Consider the following 24408-nt stretch of genomic DNA (forward strand, 5'->3'; position numbering starts at 1 on the left):
CCATGACAATCCGATTGCCTGTCTTCCGCCTTCCCCTTCTCGTGCTGGCCTCCGTACTGGTTTTAGCCGGCGCGCCGGCACGGGCGCAGAACATCGTGGTCATGGTCAACGGCGATCCCATCACCGATTTCGACATCGAGCAGCGCTCCAAGCTCGACCAGCTGACGACGCAGAAGACACCGAGCCGGCAAGACGTCATTAACACGCTGATCGACGACAAGCTCAAAATCAAGGAAGGCAAGAAATACGGCGTCGATCCCACCGCCGCCGACGTCAACCAGTCCTTCGAGGGCATGGCGCAGCGCATGCGCATCACGCCCGATCAGCTTTCCAAGTCGCTCGAGGTCAAGGGCGTGCGTCCCGACACCCTCAAGAACCGCATGAAGTCGGAGATGGTCTGGACCAGCCTCGTGCGCGGCCGGTTCAAGGAGAAGCTGATGGTCGGCGAAAAGGACGTCGCCGACAAGGTGCGGGAAAGCGGTGACGAGAAGCTCCAGGTCGAGGGCACCGAATACAAGATGCAGCCGGTCGTGCTGATCGTGCCGCGCGGCTCGTCTGCGGCTTTCCAGGAGACGCGGATGAAGGAAGCCGAGCAATATCGGGCGCGCGTCGGAAGCTGTGAGGAAGCCAATTCGCTGTTCCGCTCGACGCCGAACGCTACCATCCGCGAGACCGTGACCAAGACGACCGCAGATCTGCCCGAGGCGCTGCGCAAGGTGCTCGACGATACCCCGATCGGCCATATGACCGCGCCCGAGGTGACCAAGTCAGGCATCGAGATGGTGGCGCTGTGCTCGCGCAAGCCGACCACGATCGACACGCCGAAGAAGCGCGAAATTCAACAGAAGATGTATACGGAGAAGTACGAGAAGACGCAGAAGGCCTATCTCGACGAGCTCCGCAAAGCTGCGATGATCGAGTATCGCAACCGCTGATGGGCGCTCCCGCAAAGCCCCTCGCGCTGACGCTCGGAGAGCCCGCCGGCATCGGCCCGGACATCACGATCGCAGCCTGGCTCAAGCGCCGCGAGCTCAGCCTTCCCGCTTTCTACCTGCTCGGCGACGAGGCGCTGATCGCGCACCGCGCCAAGACACTGGGATTGACCGTCGGCGCCGACATCGCGATCGCCGCGGTGAGCCCTGAAGAAGCCGTCTCCGCCTTCGCCGACGCGCTGCCCGTGGTTGCGACCGGCGAGCGTGCGAGCGCCGTACCAGGCAAGCCTGACGCATCGAGCGCTCCGGCCGCGCTCGCCTCGATTCGCCGGGCGGTCAGCGACGTACGCGAGGGGCGCGCCAGCGCCGTCGTCACCAACCCGATCGCCAAGAGCGTGCTGTACCGCGCCGGTTTCCGGCATCCCGGTCACACCGAATTTCTGGCCGAGCTCGCCAGCACCGACGGCCGCGAGCCGCAGCCGGTGATGATGCTGTGGTCGCCGCGTCTTGCCGTGGTGCCGGTGACGATCCACGTCTCGCTACGCGACGCTCTCGCCCAGCTCACGAGCGACCTCATCGTCTCGACCGTGCGCATCGTCGCGACCGAGCTCACATTCCGCTTCGGCATTGCGCGGCCGCGCATCGCGATATCTGGCCTCAATCCGCATGCCGGCGAGGACGGCTCGCTCGGCCGCGAGGAGCAGACCGTGATCGCGCCCGCGCTTAAAGTGCTGCGCAATGACGGCATAGACGCGAGGGGCCCGCTGCCCGCCGACACCATGTTCCACGAGGCCGCGCGCAACAGCTATGACTGCGCGGTCTGCATGTATCACGACCAGGCGCTGATCCCGATCAAGACCGTGGCGTTCGACGACGCCGTCAACGTCACGCTCGGCCTGCCCTTCATCCGCACCTCGCCCGATCACGGCACCGCCTTCGACATCGCCGGTACGGGCAAAGCCAATCCGGCGAGCCTGATTGCGGCACTCAAGCTTGCAAGCCGCATGGCGGCCGCAAACAGCTGATGCGCGCGATCGACGACCTCCCGCCGCTTCGCGAGGTCATTCGCCAGCATGCGCTGTCGGCCCGCAAATCGTTGGGCCAGAATTTTCTGCTCGACCTCAATCTCACCGCGCGCATCGCGCGCGCGGCCGCGCCTCTCGAAGATTCCACCATCATCGAGATCGGCCCCGGTCCCGGCGGCCTGACGCGCGCGCTGCTTGCGCTCGGCGCCAGACGCGTGATTGCGATCGAGCATGACGAACGCGCGATCCCGGCACTCGAGGATATTTCCGCGCGCTATCCTGACAGGCTCGAGATCGTGCATGGCGACGCCATGACCTTCGATCCGCGGCCGCTGCTTGGCGGAGATCGCGCCAAGATCGTCGCCAATCTGCCCTATAACATCGCGACCCAGCTCCTGATCAACTGGCTCACCATCGAGCCCTGGCCGCCCTGGTACGACATGATGGTGCTGATGTTTCAGCGCGAGGTCGCAGAGCGCATCGTCGCGCGCGAGGACGCGGACGCCTATGGGAGGCTCGGTGTACTCGCCAACTGGCGCGCAGAGACAAGGATCCTGTTCGACATTTCGCCATCCGCTTTCGTGCCGCCGCCGAAAGTCACCTCGTCCGTCGTTCGCCTCAAGCCGCGCGCGGAGCCATTGCCCTGCGATCGCAAGCTGCTCGAACAGGTCGCGGCCGCAGCCTTCGGACAGCGCCGCAAGATGCTGCGCCAGAGCCTGAAATCGTTAGGTGTCGACCCGGCGCGACTTGCGCAGGCCGCCGGCGTCGATGCGACGCGGCGCGCCGAGACTGTTCCGATCTCGGGCTTTGTTGCCATGGCGCGTGAATTGGCGGATATACGCGGCGAAGCGCAATAATCCATATTCCGGAGGAAAGAAAATGGCGATGATGCGTCGTCAATCGCTGGTCAAGTTCGATGCGCCGCTGTGCGAGACCATCGTCGACACACCAAAACCGGAAGGCGCCGAGGTGCTGGTGCGCATCGAGCGCTGCGGCCTCTGTCATTCCGACTTGCACATCCAGGATGGCTATGCCGATCTCGGCGGCGGCAAGAAGCTCGATACCACCCGTGGCATGACGCTGCCGTTCACGCTGGGCCACGAGATCGCCGGAATCGTCGACGAAGTCGGCCCCGACGTGCCGGCGGGTCTCGTCGGTTCGAAGAAGGCGGTGTTTCCCTGGATCGGCTGCGGGCAGTGCCGCGACTGCAAGAACGGCGACGAGAACCTTTGCGCGAAGCAGCGCTTCCTGGGCGTCTCCATCGATGGCGGCTTCGCCACCCACGTGCTCGTGCCCGACGCGAAATATCTGCTCGACTATGATCCCCTGCCCGTCAACCAGGCGGCGACGCTGATGTGCTCCGGCGTCACGGCCTATGGCGCACTCAAGCGCCTGGTCGACCGTCCGCGCCAGCGCAACCTGTTGCTGATCGGTCTTGGTGGCGTCGGCATGATGGGCCTGTCGTTCGCGCAAGCCATGTTCAAGCAGCCGATCACGGTGGCCGATCTCTCGCCGGCCGCGCGCGAGACGGCGCTCAAGAACGGCGCAGCCAATGCCTACGATCCGTCCGAGCCCGACGTGATCAAGCGCATCCTGAAGGAGACCGATGGCGGCTTCGACGGGGTCGTCGACTTCGCCGGCAACGAGAAGTCGATGGCGTTTGCGGTCGCGGTCGCCGCGCGCGGCGGCAAGGTCGTGGTCTCCGGCCTGATGGGCGGCCAGTTCACGCTGCCGATGGTGCAATGGGTCTACAAACGCCTTACCGTTGAAGGCTTCATGGTCGGCACGCTCGCGGAGGCTCACGAACTGATGGCGCTTGCCCGCGCCGGCAAGATCAAGCCGACGCCGATGCGCGAAGAGCCGATGGGCGACGTGCAGAAGTGGATCGACGAACTTCGCGCCGGCAAGGTGGTCGGCCGTATCGTGCTGAAGAACTGAGTTTAGGCCGGCGGCGAGATGCATATCTAGCCGCCGCTCACGGAACGCCTGCCGCCGCGCGGCGTTGGCAGCGCATGTCCATTCGTTGCACGGTCGAGAGCGCATTCTTCATCGCCTGGAGCTTCCTCGAGAAGAGCGGCGAGCTGGGCCCGCCTGACACCTCGGCAAACGTCATTCTCGACGCGATCGAAGCGCAGCTGAAGACCGGCGAGCGCCGTCCGCTGATGCTCGCCAACAGGGCGATCGACACCTATCGGTACTTGAACCGCGAGCCTGCCGGACGCGAAGCGCGCCTCGGCTAGCAGCGCCAGCCCATGCCCTCGGACACCGCGGCGTGGCAGCGTGACTTCAGGAAGGCGGGCGGCTCGCGACAATCTCGTTAATTCGTCAGTGGGCTCACGGCAGCCTTTGCAGCCGGAAACACGGGATTCAGAGGCCTGCGGGCATGGTTCCGCGCATGGACGCCGCTACTGGATGCCCTCGACGGCATCGAGCAATGATCGGAAAGTACCGCGAGGCGCCGCAATGCGCCGAGTCGGCAGGCAACGGGCTCCGCACCCGCGAGAGTTCTTCGTCAGCCGAGAAGAGGTATTGCAGCACTAATGGCGGCCCCATCACTTCATCCAGGCTTGGGAACGTCCCGCGCCCGGCGTGCGTTGGCCTCTTGTCAAAGGCAACGACGGAGTCGAGCGCATGACGAAGCCGCTGACAAAAACGGTCCAGCCCGTTCCCGACGAGAACCAGAGCCACAAAGGCCCCGGCAGCGCGCCGGACGTTCCCGTCGACACCACCAAGGGCCATCGCGACGACGAGAAGCAGAACATCCGTGAGCAGGCGGCTCACGGCAATCTCACCCAGAACACCAGCAACCGGCGCATGGGATAGGCGCAGAAACCAGGGGGATGAAGAGGAGATACGAACGTGGTGACGCCGAGCAAATGGTACGATCCGATCTCAGAACGCTGGATCGCACCGCGCGAACAACACTCCGAAGCAGCATCTCTTCATTCCAGCGAGAACCACGTGCTCGAGATGCAGAGGTCAGCCGAGATCCAGCGCATCTGGCGCCTCTTGGTCGACTGCTGCGCCACCAAGTAATGCCTTCGCCGCCGCTTGACGGCGGCGAAGCACCGGTCGGCCCGCACGATTATCATCCGGCATGAATGAGCCCGCATCCCGCGCCGGGCCCGTCGCAATTCCAGCTTGCGGAACCGCGCACCCACCAAACGCCCCCGAAATGACTCAATTCGGATGGAACGAACACGTCGCAAGCCCGATTCAAGCCACATCCTCTCCGGATTTGGGGCTCATTGCCACCTAACTCTTTGTTGAGAAAGCCCCCGTAACGAGTTGCGTCATGCGTAAACGGGAGACCAGGATGGGCAACCGCACCGCAAAGTTCATATCCGCGCTGATCGGCAGCATCGTCGCGGGCGTACCATTGGCCGCTGTCTCCCAGAACGCGCCAAGCGCGCCCGCTGCCGCAAGCACCGCGAATGCCGCGGGCGACTGCCTGGCGTCCCCCAAAGGCGTCGCGCCGCACGGACAGCACTGGCACTATCGGCTCGAGCGCGCGACCAAGCGGCAATGCTGGTATCTGCGCGCCGAAGACGCCAAAGCCGCGCAAATCGCGCAGGCGGCGGCCGATACGCCGGATGCGGCTCCGCCCGCGGCGCAATCGGTGCAGAACGCGCATGCTGAGTACATGGCACAGCAGCAGACCAGAGCCGCAGCGGTCACGCCCGCGCCGGCCGCAGCTTCAGCTCGGCAGGCGCCCAGCACCCTGGATGCCAATGCGGCGCAGCCCGCCATCACCGCGCCCGGGCCTGACGCCACTGCGACCGCCGCTTCGCCGCAGCCGGCTGCCGCACCTGCGCCGAACGCCGCACAGCCGAGCGAGAACCCGGCCGCATCCCCTGCCCCGGCGGCCCTCGCCGCGGCCGAGCCGCCGGCGGACAAGCCGACGGGTTCGCTCCAGATGCTATTGCTCGTCGTCGGCGGTGCGCTGGCGCTCGCTGGCATCCTCGCGAGCGTGATTTATCGCTTCGCAGGCGGGCGCAGGCGCGTCCGGACAGCCGATCGCCGGGTGAAGTGGGATCACCGCCAGGATGACCATGACAGCCGCGCGCCCTGGCACACCGAACCGGCGCCGCATGTCGCGCGGCCGCTTCCGGTGGACTTCGATTCCATCCGTTCGGAAGGCCGCCAGATCGCAGCATTCTCCGACGCGATCGGCCGGATCGCTGCGCAGGGGCGTCCCACGCAGGTTGCCGCAACAGAACCTGACGAAACCGAGATCGACTATTTCCACGGCGAGTTCGAGATCGAGCGCCCCGCGCCTCATCTCGCCGACGACATCCGCCACGACGAGCCGGCAGAGCCAGACGCGGACGCACATCAAGAGCATGCGGTCGACGAAAATGGCGTCGCCATCGATATCATCACGGCGATGCTGGAGCGGCTGGCGACTGAAGGGCCACGGCTGACGCGGCCTGCCCCAAAAGCTGACCTTGCTAGCCTTGAAGCTGACCCTGCAGCCCTCGCACGAAGCTCACAAGGCCAATCCGCCGCTCGCGCTTGAGGCGCTCGGCCTTCAGGATCGACTGCACCTCGGCAAAGGCGTCATCGATGTTGTGGTTGATGACGATGTAATCGTACTCGGCCCAGTGACTCATCTCGTGGCTGGCGCGGCTCATGCGCTTGCGGATCACCTCGTCGGAATCCTGCGCGCGGGAATGCAGTCGTTTCTCGAGATCGCTGGCCGACGGCGGCAGGATGAACACGCTGACGACATCCGCACGCGCCTTCTCGCGCAGCTGCTGCGTGCCCTGCCAGTCGATGTCGAACAGCACGTCCTGCCCGGCCGATAGCGCCGCTTCGACGGGGCGGCGCGGCGTGCCGTAGCTGTTGTCGAACACGGTGGCCCATTCCAGCAGTTCGCCGGCCTTCACCATCGCCTCGAAGGTGGCCTTGTCGACGAATGAATAATCCGTGCCGTTGACCTCGCCTGGCCGCATCGCGCGGGTGGTCGCGGAGACCGACATTTTCAAGTCCGGCATGCGCTCGATCAACAAACGCGACAGCGTCGTCTTGCCCGCGCCTGACGGCGAGGACAGCACGAACATCAATCCGCGCCGCTCGACACCATCAGTTCCGTGGCCGTCCGTCGTCATCGATCACTCCAGATTCTGGACCTGCTCGCGGAATTGCTCGACCACGTTCTTCATGGCGAGCCCGGTATTGGTCAGTTCGATGTCGTTTGACTTGGAGCAGCAGGTGTTGACCTCCCGGTGAAATTCCTGCGCCAGGAAGTCGAGCTTGCGGCCGATCGGGCCGCCCTTGCCGATCAGCTCGCGCGCCTGCGCGATGTGCGAGGCGATGCGGTCGAGCTCCTCACGGATGTCGGCCCTGGTCGCGATCAGGATCGCTTCCTGCATCAGGCGGTCGGAATCGAAACGATCGGAGGTGTCGAGCAACGCGGCGATCTGCTCGGCGAGCCTGGCCTTGATCGCCTCCGGCTTGCGGCCGGGCGAACCTTCCGCCTTCTTCGCCAGCTGTTCGACCTCGTCGACCCGCTGGGTCAGGATCTGTCCGAGCGAGATGCCCTCGCGCTTGCGCATCGCCACGAGCTCGTCGAGCGCCTTGTCGAACGCATCGGCTGCAGCGGCACGCGCAGCCTTGTCCTCCTCCTCATCGCCCTCGGGCTCGGCGACCTCGACGACGCCCTTGATCGCGAGCAGGCCGTCGATGCTCGGCGCAACCGCGTCGACCTTGCCGGCGATCACGGCGGCGGCCTTCAGCACGGCGTTGAGCACGTCCTCGTTGACGCGGACGCTGGCGGCTGCGTTGGCGCGCTTGACGTTGAGATTGGCGTAGACGGTTCCGCGCGCCAAAAGCTCGCCGGCGCGCTTCTTGGCGTGGGCTTCGAGCTCGTCGAAGCCCTGCGGCAGCCGCACCCGCAAGTCAAAGCCCTTGGCGTTGACCGACTTCAATTCCCATTCGAACGTATACGGCCCGCTTGCGCCGTGGCTTCGGGCAAAGCCGGTCATGGACGACAGCGCCATCAGGTCAGTTTCTCCGGAAACATGGGATTCGCGAGGCCATCAGGCCACGGGAATCTTAAGACTATTTTGCAGGAAAGTGGAATCCGCAAAGTCCGTAGCACGTCTGCAGCCAGCCTAGCGCTGGACCACCGGCGGCGACGGCTGCACCGCGCCCTGGCGGGCGGGCGCCGCAGACCGTGCCGGCTTCTTCGGCCGTGGTGCCGGCGTCGTGGCGGTCGGAGCCGTATCTGCGGCTGCCGGCGCCGTGGGGGCGGGCGCCGCGGTGGCCGGCGCTGGCGCATCATCGGCCGGCTCGACCATGTCGTTCTGGATCTGCTTCTCCATCGCGCGCAGCTTGGCGACGTTCTTCTGGTGCGCGTCGTAGGTCTCGGTGAAGGCGTGCCCGCCCGAACCGTCGGCGACGAAGAAGAGGTCGCGGGTGCGGGCCGGGTTGGCGGCGGCCTCCAGCGAGGCACGGCCGGGGTTGGCAATCGGACCCGGCGGCAGTCCCTCGATCACATAGGTATTGTAGGGCGAGGGCTGCGTGATCTCACTGCGCTTGATCGGACGTCCCAGCGTGCCCTTGCCGCCGACAAGGCCGTAGATGATGGTCGGATCGGACTGCAGCTTGATCTTCTGCTTCAAGCGATTGACGAACACGGCGGCGACGCGGCTGCGCTCGTCCGGCTTGCCGGTCTCCTTCTCGACGATCGAGGCAAGCGTCACCAATTGCTCCGGCGTCTTGACAGGAAGATCCTGGCTGCGGCGCTCCCAAATCTCCGCGAGCACGCGCTTGTGCGCCTGCTGCATGCGCTGGATCACCTGGTCGCGCGGGGTCCCGCGCGGGAACTTGTAGGTCTCGGGCAGCAGCGTGCCCTCACGGGGCACCTCGTGCACGCTGCCGGTGAAGATGTCGTTGTCGGACAGCCGCGCCACGATCTGCTCGGAGGTCAGGCCCTCCGGAATCGTGACGGCGTGCTGGACAACCTTGCCTTCGACGATGGTCGCGATGACGTCACGCAGGGACGCGTTCTTCTGGAACGAATACTCACCGGGCTTCAGGTCCGAGCTCGCCTTCAGCGCAGCCACGGCGCCGATGAACACCCATGGATTGACGTCGGTCACGCCTTCCCGGTTCAGGGTCTCGGCGATGTCGCGCTTGCCCGCGCGTTGGGGAATGTTGACGATCTTGTCGTCCTTCAGCGGCCCGGGCGATTCCAGCACCTGCCGTCCGTAATAATAGGCCGCGCCTGCGCCGATCATGCCGATCAAGAGCAAGGTGATGATGGCGTTGCCGACCACGACAAAGGGATTGCGCGCCCGCTCCGAACGCTTCGGCGGCGGTGGGACCTGCTCGGGCTCGAGCGCTGCCCGCGGACTCCGGGGCGAAATGGGCGGCCTTTCACTCATCGAAGCAACCTGAATCCTGCCGGTTCAATCGCGGCCGGGCAATCACTTGCCGAGCCAACTACACGCGCCCACAGACATGACTATCGCCGAATACGGCAAAACGGTGGATTCGTCGCGAACACAAACTATTGGCTTAGTCGCCGGACGATCACCGACGCGTTGGTACCGCCGAACCCGAAGGAATTCGACAACGCAACGTTCACGTCACGTTTCTTCGCCTTGTGCGGCACGAGATCGATCGCGGTCTCGATCGACGGGTTGTCCAAATTGATGGTCGGTGGGACGACGTTATCGCGAATCGCGAGGATGGCGAAGATCGCCTCGATCGCACCGGCAGCGCCGAGCAGATGGCCGGTCGACGATTTGGTCGAGGACATCGCGACCTTTGACGCGGCATTGCCAAGCAGCCGCTCCACCGCGCCGAGCTCGATCTCGTCGCCGAGCGGCGTGGAGGTGCCGTGCGCGTTGATGTAGTCGAGGTCGGATGCCGTCAGGCCGGCCCGCTTGAGCGCGGCGGACATGCTGCGGAAGCCGCCATCGCCGTCGGGCGCAGGCGACGTGATGTGATAGGCATCGCCCGACAGACCGTAGCCGATCACCTCGGCATAGATCTTCGCGCCGCGTCGCCGGGCGTGATCGAGCTCCTCCAGAACGAGGACTCCGGCGCCCTCGCCCATGACAAACCCGTCACGGTCCTTGTCGTAGGGACGCGAGGCCTTCTCGGGCGTCTCGTTGAACCCGGTCGACAGCGCCCGCGCCGCGTTGAAGCCGGCGATGCCGATGCGGCTGATCGGCGACTCCGCTCCGCCGGCAACCATCACGTCGGCATCGCCGAGCGCGATCAGTCGGGCGGCGTCGCCGACGGCGTGCGCCCCGGTCGAGCAGGCCGTGACCACCGAATGGTTCGGTCCCTTCAACCCGTGCGCGATCGAAACATACCCGGAGGCGAGATTGATCAGGCGGCCGGGTATGAAGAACGGGGACACCCGGCGTGGTCCGCGCTCCTTCAAAAGGATCGCGGTGTCGGCGATGCCGTTGAGGCCGCCGATGCCCGAGCCGATCATGGTGCCGGTCGCACATTTGTCCTCTTCGGTCTCGGGATGCCAATTGGCATCGTCGAGCGCCTGGCCGGCCGCGGCCATGCCGAAGATGATGAAGTCGTCGACCTTGCGCTGGTCTTTCGGCTCCATCCACTTGTCGGCATTGAAGGTGTCGTTGCTGCCGTCGCCGCGCACCACCGTGCAGGCGATCTTGGTCTGCAGATCGGAGACATCGAAGCTCTCGATTGGACGAGCACCGCTCTCACCGTTGAGAATGCGCTTCCAGGTCGGCTCGACGCCGCAGCCGAGTGGCGACACCATGCCGAGACCCGTGACGACAACCCGCCTCATGTCCGAAAACTCCGCATCGAAAGATTCACGGCCAATAACAAGAAACCGGCTGGCCGCTGGGAAGCGGCCCGTCCGGTTTCAATGTTGTCCCCGCGAAATGAAGAGCCTTAGCTCTTCGCGTTCTTCTCGAGAAACTTCGTGGCGTCGCCGACGGTGAGAATCGTCTCCGCGGCATCGTCCGGAATCTCGCAGCCGAATTCTTCTTCGAACGCCATCACCAGCTCGACGGTGTCCAGACTGTCGGCGCCGAGGTCGTCGATGAAGCTCGCAGCGTCGACAACCTTCTCGGGTTCAACACCAAGGTGTTCGACCACGATCTTCTTAACCCGCTCGCCAATGTCACTCATTGCATAACCTCGTGTTGTTCCCTGTAGACCCGACCCCCCGGGACGATACGAGCCGTCGTGGTCGTTGACTGCCTTCGCTTACGAACTTTGATGTGGTCCCACCCTAGACGATGCAGGACCGGGCGAACGACGGCCAAGGCTCTGCATCGCCAATATACAGGGTTTCAAAAACCTGCAATGGCGTTCTTTGCCCATCCGTTGAGCGTCCGGTTATCATACTTCAACTGCCTTGACTACACGCCTCAATTCGCTCCGGAAACGGCCGTTGCCGCTTCCACCCCGCCCATGTGGGCAGTGCGGAACGGCGCGTCAGATCATGGCCATGCCGCCGTTGACGTGAAGGGTTTGGCCGGTGACGTAGGCTGCTTCGTTCGAACACAGGTAGACGGCGGCAGCCGCAATGTCCTCGGGCGTCCCCAGGCGGTTGGCCGGAACCTTGGTCAGAATCGTCTCTCGCTGCTTGTCATTGAGTGCATCTGTCATCGGCGTTTTGATGAAGCCGGGCGCGATGCAGTTGGCGGTGACGCCGCGCTTGGCGTATTCGGCGCCGAGCGTCTTGATCATGCCGATCAGGCCCGCCTTCGAGGCGGTGTAATTGCCTTGCCCGGGGTTGCCTGTCACGCCGACCACAGAGGTGATGGCGACGATCCGGCCGAAGCGCTTGCGCATCATCAGCTTGGTGGCGGCCCGCGCCAGTCGGAAGGTCGCGGTCAGATTGACGTTGATAACCTCGTCCCAATCCTCGTCGCGGAGCTGAACGAACAGATTGTCACGCGTGATGCCGGCATTGGCGATGAGAATGTCGACCTGGCCCATAGCCGCTTCGGCAGCCGGCACCAGCGCCTCGACCTCGTCGGCCTTGGAGAGGTTGCAGGGCAGCACGAAGGCACGCTCGCCGAGCTTGCCGGCCAGCTCATCCAGCACTTCCTTGCGCGTTCCAGAGATCGCGACGGTGGCGCCCTGCGCGTGCAGCGCCTGCGCAATCGCCCCGCCGATGCCGCCGGTCGCGCCGGTGACGAGCGCCTTTTTGCCAGTCAGATCGAACATCGAAACAACTCCTCCAAAGCACGATCCGGAAAACTGTGCAGCGGTTTTCCGGACAGATCGTGCGCAAACTCAAGCCTGCTTGGCAGCGGCCAATGCATCCTTGGCGGCGGCAATATCGTTGGGACCACCGACTGCAACGCCGACGGCGCCGTCGGCGATGCGCTTGACGAGACCCGTCAGCACCTTGCCGGCGCCGATCTCGAAAAAGCGGGTGACGCCCTGCCCTGCCATATAGGCAACCGACTCGCGCCAGCGCACCGTGCCGGTGACCTGCTCGATCAGCCGGCGACGGATCTCGTCGGGATCGGTGATGGCAGATGCCAGCACGTTCGACACCAGCGGCGCGGCAGGCGCCTTGATCGTGACCCTGGACAGCGCGTCCGCCATCGCGTCGGCCGCGGGCTGCATCAGCTGGCAGTGGAACGGCGCGGACACCGGCAGCAGCATCGCGCGCTTGGCGCCCTTGGTTTTGGCAAGCTCGACGGCGCGATCGACCGCGGCCTTGTCGCCGGAGACGACCACCTGCCCGCCACCATTATCGTTGGCAGCCTGGCAGATCTGGCCCTGCGCCGCCTCCTTGGCGACCTCCATGGCCGCCTCGTAATCGAGGCCGAGCAGCGCGGCCATGGCACCGGCCCCAACAGGCACGGCCTTCTGCATTGCGAGACCGCGGGTGCGAAGCAGCCGCGCGGTGTCCGAGATCGTCAGGCTGCCGGCAGCAGCCAGCGCCGAATATTCGCCAAGCGAGTGGCCGGCCACAAAGGCAGCGTCCTGCCCCACGGAAAAGCCAGCCTCGGCCTCCAGCACGCGCAGAGTAGCCACAGATACCGCCATCAAGGCCGGTTGGGCGTTCTGGGTGAGCTGCAGGGTCTCCGCGGGACCCTCCCAAATGATCGCCGTCAGCTTTTCTCCAAGGGCTGCATCGACCTCGTCGAACACGGCGCGCGCCACCGGAAAGGCGTCGGCCAAGGTCTTGCCCATCCCAACAGCCTGGGAACCCTGCCCCGGAAATGTAAATGCTGCCGTCATTCGGCGCTCCCCTGGATCGCTCAAGCCCTATGAGAACCCGGCAGCCGATGACGTCCGGCCCGAGCCTTGGTTCCCGACCATGCTCCGAAAGGGGCCGTAGACCCGGCCAGGGCCAAAATGTCAAGCTGAGTTGGGCACTTCGCCCGGCAATCACCTGGGGATGCGGCCCCTAGAAGCCACCGTTGGTCTGATTGGCATCGACTGCCGCCCCCGCCTGCGCACGACGCGCGCTGTTCACCAGCTTGCCGGGACCGTCATCGCGATCGGGCTTCGCGGTCGCGAGCCGCAGCACCGCCGCGTAGCCCGGCTGCACCTCCATCCGGCCTGCATGGCGGCTCTCGCTGAGCAGGCGATGGACCTTCGGAAGATTGTAGCAGGGCACGTAGAACAGCAGATGATGTTCGAGATGATAATTCACGTAGTACGGCGCGATGAACAGACGCTCCAAGACGTTCGCATGCGTCGTGCGGGTGTTACGCAAGGGATCGCCGCTGTCAGGCACGACAGCGTGCTCGGCGATGTTGCGGATGCGGGTGATGACCATCATCCAGGTGAGCAGCGGCATCAGCCATAGCAGCGGATAGGCCCACCACGCGCCCGCGACCGCGAGGCCAGCGAACATCGCGGCGTTGACGAGGCATTGCGGACCAAGCTTGTCCCAGAAATGCGCGGCGCGCTCACGCCAGGGCCAGTCCTTCGGCCCGAGCGCGTTGAGCAATTGCGCCTTGCGCTGCTGGTAGCCGGTCTGCCCGGTAATGTCGCGGATGAACTTGCGGCGGTAGCTCAGCCTGGTGATCGGAAATGGCGCCGACAGCACGAGATCAGGATCGTCCTGCTGCTGCGTGCGCGCATGATGCTGCAAATGATAGCGCCGATAGCTGCGCGTCTCCGCAAAGATCGGATAGGCGCAGAGCCACTGGCTCAGCGCGAGGTTGGTTTTCTCGTCAGCAGACAGGCAACCATGAGCGCCGTCATGCATGAGGATTGCCAGGCCAAGTTGGCGTGAGCCGATGATGGCGACGGCGAGACTGTAAATGATCGGATTGGGCCACCACGCGACCAGCGCGATCGCGCCAAAGATCAGCGCCCAGGCGTGCGCGATCATCACGATACCCTTCCAGGTCACGCGCTGACGGACATCGGCGAGTTGCTCATCGGTCAGGAAATCGCGGGCACGCATGCGAAGCGCGGTCATGACCTACCCCTGTTCGTTCGGACCGTCGGATGTATCGCGCTCGTCGACGAGACGAAGGCGGGTCGTGTCACCTGTAGATTTCGCCTGCTCGCCAAGCACACGCAGCATTTCGGCGCAGAGCGCCTCGGGCGAGCGGCCCATGGCGCAGCCTTCGAGAATGGTTCCGATGGCGACGGCCCAGAACCGCCGCGAGCTGTCGTCGGGCGCGCGGAGCGAACGCCAGCCGTGGCGCGCCACCTGGCCCGCATAGGCCCGCGCGCCTTCAGAGTGCAGGCGCTCGATGGTGCGCTCGACCAGCGGCGCAAGATCCTGGCGCCGCCGCGTCAGCGTCAGCGCCTCCGCGAAGAAGGCGATCGAGTCGCTCGCCGTCACCGTCTCGGCCAGCGCGTGAGTGTATTCCCGCGGCGTATGAGCCTTCAGCGCCGCTTGCTCGGTCGCGCGCGCCAGATACAGGAGATCACGGCAGGCGCATTCGACGAACAGCGCCTCCTTGGTACGGAAGTAATAGGTGATCTGGCTCGGGAATGCGTCTGCGGCGGCTGCGATGTCGGTGATCGCGGTGCCCGACAGCCCCCGCGCGCGAAATAGCGGGCTCGCGGCGTCCAAGAGCAGGGAGCGCATCTTGCGGCCGGCCGAACGCGTCGCCCGCGCCGCATGCTTCGGGTCGCCAGCCGCCTCGAGCGGCTCATGGACCGACTTTTCCGCCATCGAGGTCCTCCGTCCGATCTATTTGTATGACATACAAACAAACAATTCAAGGCGAATGAGGCGGGGCTGGACCTGCCTGGGCCAGCCCACCGGGACGACCTGGGCCAAAAACTCGGCCTCAAACCTTGCCAAGCCGGCCAAAATCCTTATAACGCGCGCATCCGCAGACCCCGGCCGGGAGCTGAACGGACGGTCTCAGCAAATCCTCAGTGATTTTGGTGTGGCAGGGCCAGTCGGCCCGTCGTCCCGTGTTTCCGCCTTCTGAGCTTAATCCCAGAGTCCTTTCCGAAGGTCTCCTAAGGGCTTGACGCCGGGCAATGCGCCAACACGAGGAAAGGACCACAATGGCTCTCTATGAGCATGTTTTTCTCGCGCGCCAGGACGCGAGCGCGCAGCAGGTCGAAGAGCTGACTGCGCAGATGACCGGCATCGTCGAAGGTCTCGGCGGCAAGGTCACCAAGACCGAGAATTGGGGCGTTCGCTCCCTCACCTACCGCATGAACAAGAACCGCAAGGCGCACTTCGTGCTGCTCAACATCGACGCACCGTCCGCGGCGATCGCCGAGATCGAGCGCCAGGAGCGCATCAGCGAAGACGTGATCCGCTATCTCAGCGTCCGCGTCGAAGAGCTCGAGGAAGGCCCGTCCGCGATGATGCGCAAGGCCGACCGTGATCGCGAGCGCGACGACCGTGGCGGCGGCTTCCGCGGTGAGCGCGAAGGCGGTTTCCGTGGCGACCGCGAAGGCGGTTTCCGTGGTGGTGATCGTGACGGTGGCTTCCGCGGCGATCGCGGCCCGCGCCGTGGGCGCGACGAAGCTGAAACGACGGATGGGGAGTAAGAACAATGGCTGAAGCTGGTGCACGCCGCCCGTTTTTCCGTCGCCGCAAGAGCTGCCCATTCACGGGAGCCAATGCGCCGAAGATCGACTACAAGGACTCCAAGCTCTTGATGCGTTATGTCTCCGAGCGCGGCAAGATCGTGCCGAGCCGCATCACCGCAGTGTCCGCGAAGAAGCAGCGTGAGCTCGCCCGCGCCATCAAGCGCGCGCGGTTCCTGGGCCTCTTGCCCTACGTCATTCGCTAAGACGAATTTCGACCGGCGGCGGTTTCACGTCGCCGGTCGTGACTTTCTGTACTCATAAGGCTTCCGGGTCGTCCGGTCGCCGATGGTTGGGGCCGAAGCGCCTCTAACCGCTCGAAGGGAGCGGGACAGCTGATGATGGTATTTGGACTGATCGCCCTGATCGCCGGCGCTGCGTCGGCGCTGATGTTCGCCTCGATCATTTCGGGCGCGCTGATCTCGCTCGTCCTGGTTTATCTTGCTCCACTGCCCCTGATGCTCGCCGCGATCGCCTGGGGGCCGTTCTGCGGCGCGATTGGCGGTCTCGTCGCGACGATTCTGATCGCCGGCGCGCTCAGCCCACCGCTCGCGCTCGGTTATGGTCTCGCGTTCGCGTTGCCGGCCTGGTGGCTTGGACATCTCGCCATGCTGGGAAGGCCGCACGTTGACAGCGGCGCCGGCGACGATGCGGCCCCCCCTCGCGTCGAATGGTACCCGCTTGGACGAATCCTGCTCTGGATTGCGGCGCTCGCGGCGCTGCTGACCGCAATATCCCTGTTTTCGCTGGGAAGTGACGAGTCCGCCATCAGCGAGGCCATGCGCAGCGGCTTCGCCAAGATTCTTTCGCTGGTCACCGAGACCACGGTTCCCGAGAGTGATCCACGCGTCGGCGTCATGGTCGCAGTGATTCCGGTTCTGGTCGCCGCATCGCAGATGGCGACTCTGATCTTGAACCTCTGGCTCGCCGCAAAGGTCGCGGCTGTGTCGGGGCGATTGCACCGGCCGTGGCCGGATCTCAGCAGCACGAGCTTGCCCCCGATGACCCTCGTGGCACTCTGCGTCGCGCTTGCCTTCAGCTTCTTGGGCGGGATGACCGGCACTCTCGCGGTCGTCGTCACGACCGTCCTGATGATGGCTTTTGCGCTGGTCGGCCTCGCCGTTCTGCACACCGTCACGCGCGATCTCGCCAATCGCGGATTCTGGCTCGCGGCCGTCTACGCCGTGATCCTCATGTTCAGCGTGAGCCTGGTCCTGCTGACCGCCCTAGGGCTCGCGGACGCCGTGTTCGGCGTCCGCGAGCGCTTCCTGCGCAACCGGCAACCGCCGCCATTGCCGACATCTTGAGTTAAACCCCGAAACTGAAAACCCAGAGCACTTCAAAAGGAGAAAGAATATGGAAGTCATCTTGCTGGAACGCGTGAGCAAGCTCGGCCAGATGGGCGAAGTCGTGAAGGTTCGCGACGGCTATGCCCGCAATTTCCTGCTCAAGCGCGGCAAGGCGCTGCGTGCCACCGCCGACAACCGCGCCAAGTACGACGGCATGAAGGCCGATCTCGAAGCTCGCAATCTTGCGTCGAAGGGCGAGGCGTCCAAGGTCGCCGAGAAGATCGAGGGCAAGAACATCATCGTGATCCGTCAGGCTTCGGAAGCCGGCCAACTGTTCGGCTCGGTCACGGTGCGTGATGTCGTGATGTCGTTCGAGGCTGATGGCGTTTCGCTGTCCCGTCCGCAGGTCCAGCTCGATGCGCCGATCAAGACCATCGGCAAGCACTCGATCACTGTCGCTGTGCACCCCGAGGTCGAGGTCGAGGTCACCGTCACCGTTGCGCGCAGCCAGGACGAGGCCGAGCGCATCAACCGCGGCGAGGACATCTCCACCCGCAACGAGGACCGCGACGCGGCCGCAGAGGCAATCGCCGCCGCTGGCGAGTTCTTCGATCCGGAAGCCCAGCACGACGACACCGCGCCGGCTGCGGAAGAGACCGAGAAGTAAGCCTCGCATTGGCGCAGGCTGCGAAGCCCGGCTGCCTCAGGCAGCCGGGCTTTCTGTTTTGGGGGGCGACAACCTCGCTCGGCGCCAGATTACAGCTCGAGCGATGGTCCAAACCACGAAGGCCGCGCTAAGCGCGGCCTTCTCAAATCAATGAGACAAATCGCTTATCGCGAGATCGGCGGAGCCGGCGGGCCGGAGGACTCCGCCGGTGCCGAGGATGGCGCCGCGGCGGCTGCAGGCTCCGCCGGCTTGGCTACCGGCTCGGCGCTGGGCGCGGGCTCGGCTGGTTTGGAAACGGCCGCCTCGGCAGGCCTGGGCGCCGCCTGTTCTGCCGGCTGAGCAGCGGCCGCCGGCGTGGCCGGCGTCACCTGCGGCACCGGATCGGGGCGCGGGGCCGGCGCCGCGCTTCCGCTCGGCTCGACCTTGGCGGTCTCAGGCTTGGGCTCGGCTGGCTTGGTGCTGTCGGGCTTGGATTCCTCGCGACCCGATTCGACCTTCGCGCTGTCGCTCTTTGGTTCAGCTTTGGGCTCACCCCTGGACTCGACCTTGGGCTCACTCTTTGGCGCAGCCGCGTCCCCGGTCTCGGGCTTGCCGCGCTTGCTCAGCCGTTTACCCCTGCGGCCCTCGGGTGGCTGCTCGGTGTTGGCTTCGGGTTGTGCGCTTTCCTTGGCGCCTTCCTCACTCGCCCGGGCCGCGCGCTTCTGGCGGCGCTCATGGGCCGCGGGCGCACCCTCTCCCTCCGGCCTGCCCTCCGGGCTGGTCGCTTCCTGCGAGCGCTGGCGGCGGCCCTGGTGCTCGGGTGCCTGCCCCGGGTTCGTGTTGGCGTCCTTTTCCCTGGCGCCGTCCTTCTTCTCCTTGCCGTCCTTGGCCTGATAACGGGCGTCAGCGGCACCGTTAGAGACGAGATAGGAGGCCAGCACGCCAGCCATGTCAGGGCTGGTGGTGTAGTGCTGACGCAGGAAGCCCGGGAGCGAGCCCGGCGCGACCGTCTTCAACAGCCCCCGCGGGCTCTTGTGACAGGCGGTGCAGGTTTGCGCGAAAAGCTGGGAGGGGGCCTTGCCGGCCTCGAGGTTCGTCGCCTGCGCCAGAACGGCATCGGTGGTGCCGAAGCCAATCAGAAATAGCACCGTGGCGAGGCTGAGCGCTCGGCTCGACATTCCCATCATCTCCATGAAATCCGACAGATACGACCGGCATCCGGCGCGGCGGCGGTCACCTTTTAGCCGATTGCGCTGCGAATGGAAGCGCACTCCATAAGCATGTGAACACGCCATTTTCGAATATCGGCTTTGAACACAGCGCAATAGCGGGGTGGGACGAGGTCGCCTAGATTTGCATGCGAACGCATTGGAACCAATATATTGCCCAGGCGTCGGTATGATGGCCGGGTAGTCGCATCTTTTCGGGTTCGCCCGACAGGTTGGTGCCTATGGACCGCTTGTTGCGTAAGTTCTTGTCCCAATTCATCCGCCGCGGGTCGATGACGGTGACCACGGCGGGTGGCACGACATTCACCGTCGGTGACGGCTCCGGCGAGCCGGTCGAAGTCCGCTTCGTCAACGCCGAGGCGGAACGGAAGGTCCTCATCAATCCCGAGCTCGGGCTCGGCGAGGCCTACATGAACGGAGAATTTGTCGTCGAGCGCGGCAGCATAGCCGATGCCCTCGCGATTCTCCTTGATCAGCCCGAGCTGTTGCCGCACTGGGCGAAGCCCTGGTGGCACCTGCGTTATCTCGTCCGACACCTGAGGCAGTTCAATCCGCGGGCACGCTCGCGCAGCAATGTCGCGCATCACTATGACCTCGACGCGCGGCTCTATTCGCTCTTCCTCGACGCGGACAAGCAATATAGCTGCGCCTATTTCGAGACGCCGGACGCGACGCTCGACGACGCGCAGCTCGCCAAGAAGCGGCACGTCACCGCAAAGCTGCTCGTCAAGCCCGGCCAGCGCGTGCTCGACATCGGCTGCGGCTGGGGCGGGCTCGGCCTCTATCTCGCCGAGATCGCCGGGGCCGACGTCACCGGAGTGACGCTGTCGACAGAGCAGCTGCAGGTCGCCAACGCGCGCGCGGCCGAAAAGGGGCTGATGCGACAGGCCCGCTTTCTGCTCCAGGATTATCGCGACATCAAGGGACCGTTCGACCGTATCGTCTCGGTCGGCATGTTCGAGCATGTCGGAGCACAGTTCTACGGCACGTATTTCAAACGCTGCGCCGAGCTGCTGAGCGAGGACGGCGTCATGCTGCTGCATTCGATCGGCCGCTCGCAAGGTCCGGATTCGACCAATCCCTGGATCGCCAAATACATCTTCCCCGGCGGCTATATCCCCTCGCTGTCGGAGGCGCTGCCTGCAATCGAGGAGGCAGGCCTCCTGGTCTGCGACATCGAGATCCTGCGCCTGCATTATGCCGAGACGCTGAAAGCCTGGCGGGAACGCTTCATGGCGCGGCGCGAGGAGGCCGTGCAGCTGTATGACGAGCGCTTTGCGCTGATGTGGGAGTTCTATCTCGCCGCCAGCGAGATGACGTTCCGCAAGCAGGGCATGATGAACTTCCAGATTCAGCTCACCAAGCGCCAGGGCGTGGTCCCCATGACCCGCGACTATATTGCGCATGAGGAAGGCCGGCTGCGCGCGCTCGAAGGCAGCGCCAGGCCGAAGCTGAAGCTTGCCGGTGAATAGAGTCTAGTGACGCAGCGTTGATATCTGGAGGGAGCGGCAAGACGCCGTAAGCCCCAGCTGCGCGCTCAATCCCGCGATAACCTCGGGTGCGACCGGCTGACGCCGGATTTCGGGCCGCTCGGCATGCTGCATGGCAGCGATCAGCCCGGATAGCCAAAGCCGGCTACCTGCCTCGCTTCGCCAGATCTGGTGCTGCCGTTCTGGCCGCATCGCCTTGTCCTCGTTCCCTGTTGGCGGGTCGTCGGGGATAATCCCCTGCCCGTCCACCTGTTCCGGTCGTACCCGAAAGAATCCGGAGAGGTGTGATCTGGTTCACATTCCTCTCGACCGCCCTGCCTTAGACCGTCGCCATGCGCAAAGAGACCAAAACCTCATTGGACGTTCAGAACGACCTCCGCACGGACTACGCCCTGATCGCCACCGGCGTCGGCGCGGCGGTGATCGCGCTGGTCTACCTCCTGCTGGTCTGAACCGGCACCGGTCGCTCCAACGCGCCGTTTCGCGCGCTTCAAATACGTCTGCAGCTCAACTCGTTAGGTTCACCGTTTCGGGATTATTCCGTGCCGGGATCGCGGCCACTTCCGGTCCGACGCGGGTTCCGCGAAAATCCGTCAAGCGTCCCGAAGGCTGCGGTTGGCAATCATCCACCGCTTTTAAGATCGGTTGATAGTGACGAGCTTTTGCTTCCGCTTTGGTTGTTCGCGGCGCTTTATCCCGGCCCCGCATCCGCCCAAGAAAATTGCTAAGCACGTCCGACCATGGCCCCGACTGATTCGAACGTCCTGAAGCTCGCGCCCGAGCCCGGAACCCCCGCTTACCGGAGCGCACCACATAATATCGAGGCGGAACAGAGCCTTCTGGGCGCGATCCTGGTCAACAACGACGCTTTCTATCGTGTCTCCGACTTCCTGGAGCCGAAGCATTATTTCGAGCCGCTGCACCAGACCATTTTCGAGACGGCAGGCAGCCTGATCCGGATGGGCAAGATTGCGACGCCCGTCACGCTGAAGACCTTCCTCCCCGCCGACACCGACGTCGGCGGCATGACAATCGGCCAGTATCTGGCGCGGCTTGCGGCCGAAGCGACCACCATTATCAACGCCCAGGATTATGGTCGGACCATCTACGATCTTGCGTTGCGGCGTGACCTGATCGGCATCGGCGAGGACATGGTCAACGTGGCCTATGACGCCCCGGTCGATTTCGCGCCGCGAGCGCAGATCGAGGACGCCGAGCGCCGACTCTACGAGCTTGCGGAGTCCGGCCGCTATGACGGCGGGTTCCAGAAATTCTCGCAAGCGTTGGCGGTTGCGGTCGATCTCGCGGCGAAGGCGTTCCAGCGCGACGGAAAGCTGTCCGGCATCTCGACCGGCATGCGCGACCTCGACACCAAGATGGGCGGCCTGCAACACTCCGACCTCATCATCGTCGCGGGCCGCCCAGGCATGGGCAAGACGTCGCTGGCGACCAACATCGCCTACAACGTCGCCAAGGCCTATGTGGGCGAGCTCCAGGCCGACGGCACCATGAAAGCCGCCAACGGCGGCGTGATCGGCTTCTTCTCCTGCGAAATGTCGGCCGACCAGCTCGCCACGCGTATCGTGGCCGAGCGCACCGGCATCCCCTCTTCCCACATCCGCCGCGGCGGCATCTCGGAGGCCGATTTCGACAAGATCCGGGAAGTCTCGATCGAGCTGCAGTCGCTGCCTTTCTACGTCGACGCGACCGGCGGCCTGTCGATCGCGCAGCTGATGGCACGCGCCCGCCGGTTGAAGCGACAGAAGGGCCTCGATCTGCTCGTGATCGACTACATCCAGCTGCTGTCGGGCTCAGGCAAGCGCGCCAGTGACAGCCGCGTGCAGGAAATCACGGAGATCACAACCAGCCTGAAGGCGCTCGCCAAGGAGCTCAACGTTCCCGTGATCGCGCTGTCCCAGCTCTCGCGTCAGGTCGAATCCCGCGACGACAAGCGGCCGCAGCTCTCCGACTTGCGTGAATCCGGCTCGATCGAGCAGGACGCCGACGTCGTGCTGTTCGTCTATCGCGAGGAATATTACCTCGCCATGAAGGAGCCGCGCCCGGGCACGCCTGAACACGAGAAGTGGCAGCTTGACATGAGCCTTGCGCACGGCAAGGCCGAAGTCATCATCGGCAAGCAGCGCCATGGCCCGACCGGCACCGTTGATTTGGCGTTCGAAGCCTCGGTCACGCGGTTCGGCGACCTCGCACCGGACAGTCAGCTGCCGGCACGCAGCGGCAACGAGTACTGAGTTTCTTGAACCCGGCCTGCCTCTTGCGTAAAACGACGCTATGACAATGCGTCCGAGCCGAACATGACCACGCAATCCGGCCTTCTCTCCGCGGAGGCCAATCAGGCTGCCGCGCTCGCTGCCTTCGGCGGCGTGCTCACCGTCGATCTCGACGCCATCATCGCCAATTGGCGCAAGCTCGAGAAGACCGCGGTGCCGGCCGAGTGTTCCGCGGTGATCAAGGCCGACGCCTATGGCTGCGGCACCGCGCAGGTCGCGCAGGCGCTGAACAAGGCAGGCTGCAAGACCTTCTTCGTGGCGACCATCGGAGAGGCGCGCACCGCGCGCGCAGCGCTGCCGGACGCCGCGATCTACGTGCTCGGCGGCTATTTCCAGAACACCGGCGAGCACTACGCGAAAATCAACTGCCGCCCCGTGATCGGCGACCTCAACGAGCTCGCCGAATGGGATGTGTTCTGCCGGCGCACCGGTTGGTCCGGCGGCGCGGCAATCCACATCGACACCGGCATGAACCGGCTCGGTCTGACGATCGCAGAAGCGCAGGCCATCATTCCTCGCATCAATGCCGGCGATCACGGCATAACACTGGTGATGAGCCATCTGGTCTCGGCCGAGCATCTCAACAGCTCCGTCAACGCCAGGCAGCTCGCAGCCTTCCGCGGCATCGCCAGCGAATTCTCCGGCGTACCAGCGGCCCTCGCCAACTCCTCCGGGATCTTCCTGGGCGCTCCGTTCCAGTTCGACATGGTGCGGCCGGGCGCGGCGCTCTATGGCGTCAACCCGACGCCGGAAGCCGACAATCCGATGCAGCCGGTGGTCGACCTCAAGGCGCGCATCGTGCAGATCCGCAATATCGAGCGGGGCGAGACCGTCGGTTACGGCGGCACCTGGTCCGCGCGGCGGCCGACCAGGCTCGCGATCATCGCGGTCGGCTATGCCGACGGCTATTTCCGTGCCGGCAGCTCCAATGACGGCACCCGCGGCGCCGAGGTGATCGTCGCCGGCAAGCGCTGCCCGGTTGCGGGCCGCATCTCCATGGACCTGATCGCCATCGACATCACCGATCTGCCGCCGAACGCCGCCCGCCGCGGTCACATGGTGACGCTGCTTGGCGAGGGCATCACCGTCGACGAGCTCGCCCACCATTTCGGCACGATCGGCTATGAGGTGCTGACCAGCCTGGGCCGCCGCTACGCCCGCGTCTACAAGGGTGGCGACGTGGTCGAGCCGCTGACGAAACCCGAGCCCGCGGAGCCGAGCGGGCCGCCGCCCTCACCGCCGGCGGTCGAGCAGCCGGCGGCCCCGCCGCCGCTGCCGACCTAAAGCCGCACCGGCTACTTCTTTTTCCTGCTGTCCAGCGCCGCCTTGCACGTCGAACTGAGCTGGTCGCGCTTGCCGTTGAGGCAGGCGACGATGCCGCCGCCCGGCGCGATGCCGGCACAGAATTTGTCGTAGTCCGCCTTGCATGCGCCGCGCGGATCGGCCGATTGTGCCGAAGTGCTCCCGGAGAACGCGACCACGAATGCAATGGCAGCAAAGCTGAATTTGGACATTGGATC

At 65.0% G+C, this 24408-nt stretch carries 26 protein-coding genes; 15 read left to right on the forward strand and 11 right to left on the reverse strand.

The window, feature by feature from the left end; all coding sequences use genetic code 11:
- The first annotated feature begins 2 nt into the window (after positions 1-2).
- From ACVWZ4_RS31640 to ACVWZ4_RS31675, 8 genes are all read left to right on the forward strand, one after another.
- Positions 3-935, forward strand: coding sequence for a SurA N-terminal domain-containing protein (locus ACVWZ4_RS31640; RefSeq protein WP_456734938.1), 933 nt, complete (start codon positions 3-5; stop codon positions 933-935).
- On the forward strand, positions 935-1957 hold the full coding sequence (gene pdxA, locus ACVWZ4_RS31645; protein ID WP_456741873.1) for a 4-hydroxythreonine-4-phosphate dehydrogenase PdxA: 1023 nt from the start codon (positions 935-937) through the stop codon (positions 1955-1957). Before ACVWZ4_RS31640 ends, pdxA begins: the two co-directional genes overlap by 1 nt.
- Positions 1957-2814 (forward strand): 16S rRNA (adenine(1518)-N(6)/adenine(1519)-N(6))-dimethyltransferase RsmA, encoded by an 858-nt coding sequence (gene rsmA / locus ACVWZ4_RS31650; protein ID WP_456734936.1) that lies wholly within the window; start codon positions 1957-1959, stop codon positions 2812-2814. The genes pdxA and rsmA overlap by 1 nt, the downstream gene beginning before the upstream one ends.
- A gap of 22 nt (positions 2815-2836) precedes the next feature.
- Positions 2837-3895: an alcohol dehydrogenase gene (locus ACVWZ4_RS31655; protein WP_456734935.1), complete on the forward strand. Its 1059-nt coding sequence runs from the start codon at positions 2837-2839 to the stop codon at positions 3893-3895.
- A 74-nt stretch (positions 3896-3969) separates the two neighbouring features.
- Positions 3970-4197: a hypothetical protein gene (locus ACVWZ4_RS31660; protein WP_456703246.1), complete on the forward strand. Its 228-nt coding sequence runs from the start codon at positions 3970-3972 to the stop codon at positions 4195-4197.
- Between the two features lie 391 nt (positions 4198-4588).
- On the forward strand, positions 4589-4780 hold the full coding sequence (locus tag ACVWZ4_RS31665) for a hypothetical protein (protein WP_456703245.1): 192 nt from the start codon (positions 4589-4591) through the stop codon (positions 4778-4780).
- A 36-nt stretch (positions 4781-4816) separates the two neighbouring features.
- Positions 4817-4993, forward strand: a complete 177-nt coding sequence (locus tag ACVWZ4_RS31670; protein WP_456703244.1) for a hypothetical protein — start codon at positions 4817-4819, stop codon at positions 4991-4993.
- A gap of 259 nt (positions 4994-5252) precedes the next feature.
- Positions 5253-6476 carry a hypothetical protein gene (locus tag ACVWZ4_RS31675; protein ID WP_456741874.1) on the forward strand — a complete coding sequence of 408 codons (1224 nt, stop codon included), beginning with the start codon at positions 5253-5255 and terminating at the stop codon, positions 6474-6476.
- On the opposite strand, the gene gmk is transcribed toward ACVWZ4_RS31675, so the two are convergent.
- The 9 genes from gmk to ACVWZ4_RS31720 all read right to left on the reverse strand — a co-directional run bounded on the left by gmk (position 6409) and on the right by ACVWZ4_RS31720 (position 15065).
- Complete coding sequence (gmk, locus tag ACVWZ4_RS31680) at positions 6409-7068, reverse strand: guanylate kinase (protein WP_456734933.1); 660 nt, start codon at positions 7066-7068, stop codon at positions 6409-6411. The genes ACVWZ4_RS31675 and gmk overlap by 68 nt on opposite strands.
- 3 nt (positions 7069-7071) lie before the next feature.
- Positions 7072-7959 carry a YicC/YloC family endoribonuclease gene (locus ACVWZ4_RS31685; protein ID WP_456703241.1) on the reverse strand — a complete coding sequence of 296 codons (888 nt, stop codon included), beginning with the start codon at positions 7957-7959 and terminating at the stop codon, positions 7072-7074.
- Between the two features lie 114 nt (positions 7960-8073).
- Positions 8074-9348, reverse strand: coding sequence for an endolytic transglycosylase MltG (gene mltG, locus ACVWZ4_RS31690; protein WP_456703240.1), 1275 nt, complete (start codon positions 9346-9348; stop codon positions 8074-8076).
- A gap of 125 nt (positions 9349-9473) precedes the next feature.
- The gene (gene fabF, locus ACVWZ4_RS31695) at positions 9474-10739 is read right to left on the reverse strand and encodes a beta-ketoacyl-ACP synthase II (protein ID WP_092234622.1); all 1266 of its coding nucleotides are present in this window, start codon (positions 10737-10739) and stop codon (positions 9474-9476) included.
- A gap of 107 nt (positions 10740-10846) precedes the next feature.
- Positions 10847-11086, reverse strand: coding sequence for an acyl carrier protein (locus ACVWZ4_RS31700; RefSeq protein ID WP_008130699.1), 240 nt, complete (start codon positions 11084-11086; stop codon positions 10847-10849).
- 309 nt (positions 11087-11395) lie between these two features.
- A complete protein-coding gene (gene fabG / locus ACVWZ4_RS31705; protein WP_456703239.1) occupies positions 11396-12133 on the reverse strand; it encodes a 3-oxoacyl-[acyl-carrier-protein] reductase in 738 nt (245 codons plus the stop codon).
- Positions 12134-12202: 69 nt separating this feature from the next.
- Complete coding sequence (gene fabD / locus ACVWZ4_RS31710; RefSeq protein ID WP_456741875.1) at positions 12203-13162, reverse strand: ACP S-malonyltransferase; 960 nt, start codon at positions 13160-13162, stop codon at positions 12203-12205.
- Between the two features lie 169 nt (positions 13163-13331).
- Positions 13332-14357 carry a fatty acid desaturase family protein gene (locus tag ACVWZ4_RS31715; protein WP_456741876.1) on the reverse strand — a complete coding sequence of 342 codons (1026 nt, stop codon included), beginning with the start codon at positions 14355-14357 and terminating at the stop codon, positions 13332-13334.
- 3 nt (positions 14358-14360) lie between these two features.
- The gene (locus ACVWZ4_RS31720; protein WP_456703236.1) at positions 14361-15065 is read right to left on the reverse strand and encodes a TetR/AcrR family transcriptional regulator C-terminal domain-containing protein; all 705 of its coding nucleotides are present in this window, start codon (positions 15063-15065) and stop codon (positions 14361-14363) included.
- A 344-nt stretch (positions 15066-15409) separates the two neighbouring features.
- Here ACVWZ4_RS31720 and rpsF point away from each other — a divergent pair, with 344 nt between their 5' ends.
- The 4 genes from rpsF (at position 15410) to rplI (ending at position 17899) form a co-directional block, all read left to right on the forward strand.
- The gene (gene rpsF / locus ACVWZ4_RS31725) at positions 15410-15904 is read left to right on the forward strand and encodes a 30S ribosomal protein S6 (protein ID WP_456703235.1); all 495 of its coding nucleotides are present in this window, start codon (positions 15410-15412) and stop codon (positions 15902-15904) included.
- 5 nt (positions 15905-15909) lie between these two features.
- Positions 15910-16149 (forward strand): 30S ribosomal protein S18, encoded by a 240-nt coding sequence (gene rpsR, locus ACVWZ4_RS31730; protein WP_007592020.1) that lies wholly within the window; start codon positions 15910-15912, stop codon positions 16147-16149.
- A gap of 132 nt (positions 16150-16281) precedes the next feature.
- Positions 16282-17250 carry a DUF2232 domain-containing protein gene (locus ACVWZ4_RS31735; protein ID WP_456734930.1) on the forward strand — a complete coding sequence of 323 codons (969 nt, stop codon included), beginning with the start codon at positions 16282-16284 and terminating at the stop codon, positions 17248-17250.
- A 49-nt stretch (positions 17251-17299) separates the two neighbouring features.
- Positions 17300-17899 (forward strand): 50S ribosomal protein L9, encoded by a 600-nt coding sequence (gene rplI, locus ACVWZ4_RS31740; RefSeq protein WP_456734929.1) that lies wholly within the window; start codon positions 17300-17302, stop codon positions 17897-17899.
- A 164-nt stretch (positions 17900-18063) separates the two neighbouring features.
- Here the strand turns inward: rplI and ACVWZ4_RS31745 are convergent, their stop codons facing one another.
- Complete coding sequence (locus ACVWZ4_RS31745; protein WP_456734928.1) at positions 18064-19056, reverse strand: hypothetical protein; 993 nt, start codon at positions 19054-19056, stop codon at positions 18064-18066.
- Positions 19057-19328: 272 nt separating this feature from the next.
- Between ACVWZ4_RS31745 and ACVWZ4_RS31750 the strand changes: the two genes are divergently transcribed.
- From ACVWZ4_RS31750 to alr, 3 genes are all read left to right on the forward strand, one after another.
- On the forward strand, positions 19329-20579 hold the full coding sequence (locus ACVWZ4_RS31750) for a class I SAM-dependent methyltransferase (RefSeq protein WP_456734927.1): 1251 nt from the start codon (positions 19329-19331) through the stop codon (positions 20577-20579).
- A 758-nt stretch (positions 20580-21337) separates the two neighbouring features.
- Positions 21338-22849: a replicative DNA helicase gene (locus tag ACVWZ4_RS31755; protein ID WP_456734926.1), complete on the forward strand. Its 1512-nt coding sequence runs from the start codon at positions 21338-21340 to the stop codon at positions 22847-22849.
- Positions 22850-22912: 63 nt separating this feature from the next.
- A complete protein-coding gene (gene alr / locus ACVWZ4_RS31760) occupies positions 22913-24172 on the forward strand; it encodes an alanine racemase (protein WP_456741877.1) in 1260 nt (419 codons plus the stop codon).
- Positions 24173-24183: 11 nt separating this feature from the next.
- On the opposite strand, the gene ACVWZ4_RS31765 is transcribed toward alr, so the two are convergent.
- Positions 24184-24402: a cysteine rich repeat-containing protein gene (locus ACVWZ4_RS31765; RefSeq protein ID WP_456703228.1), complete on the reverse strand. Its 219-nt coding sequence runs from the start codon at positions 24400-24402 to the stop codon at positions 24184-24186.
- Positions 24403-24408: the final 6 nt, after the last annotated feature.

The sequence above is a fragment of the Bradyrhizobium sp. USDA 4472 genome (assembly GCF_054058595.1).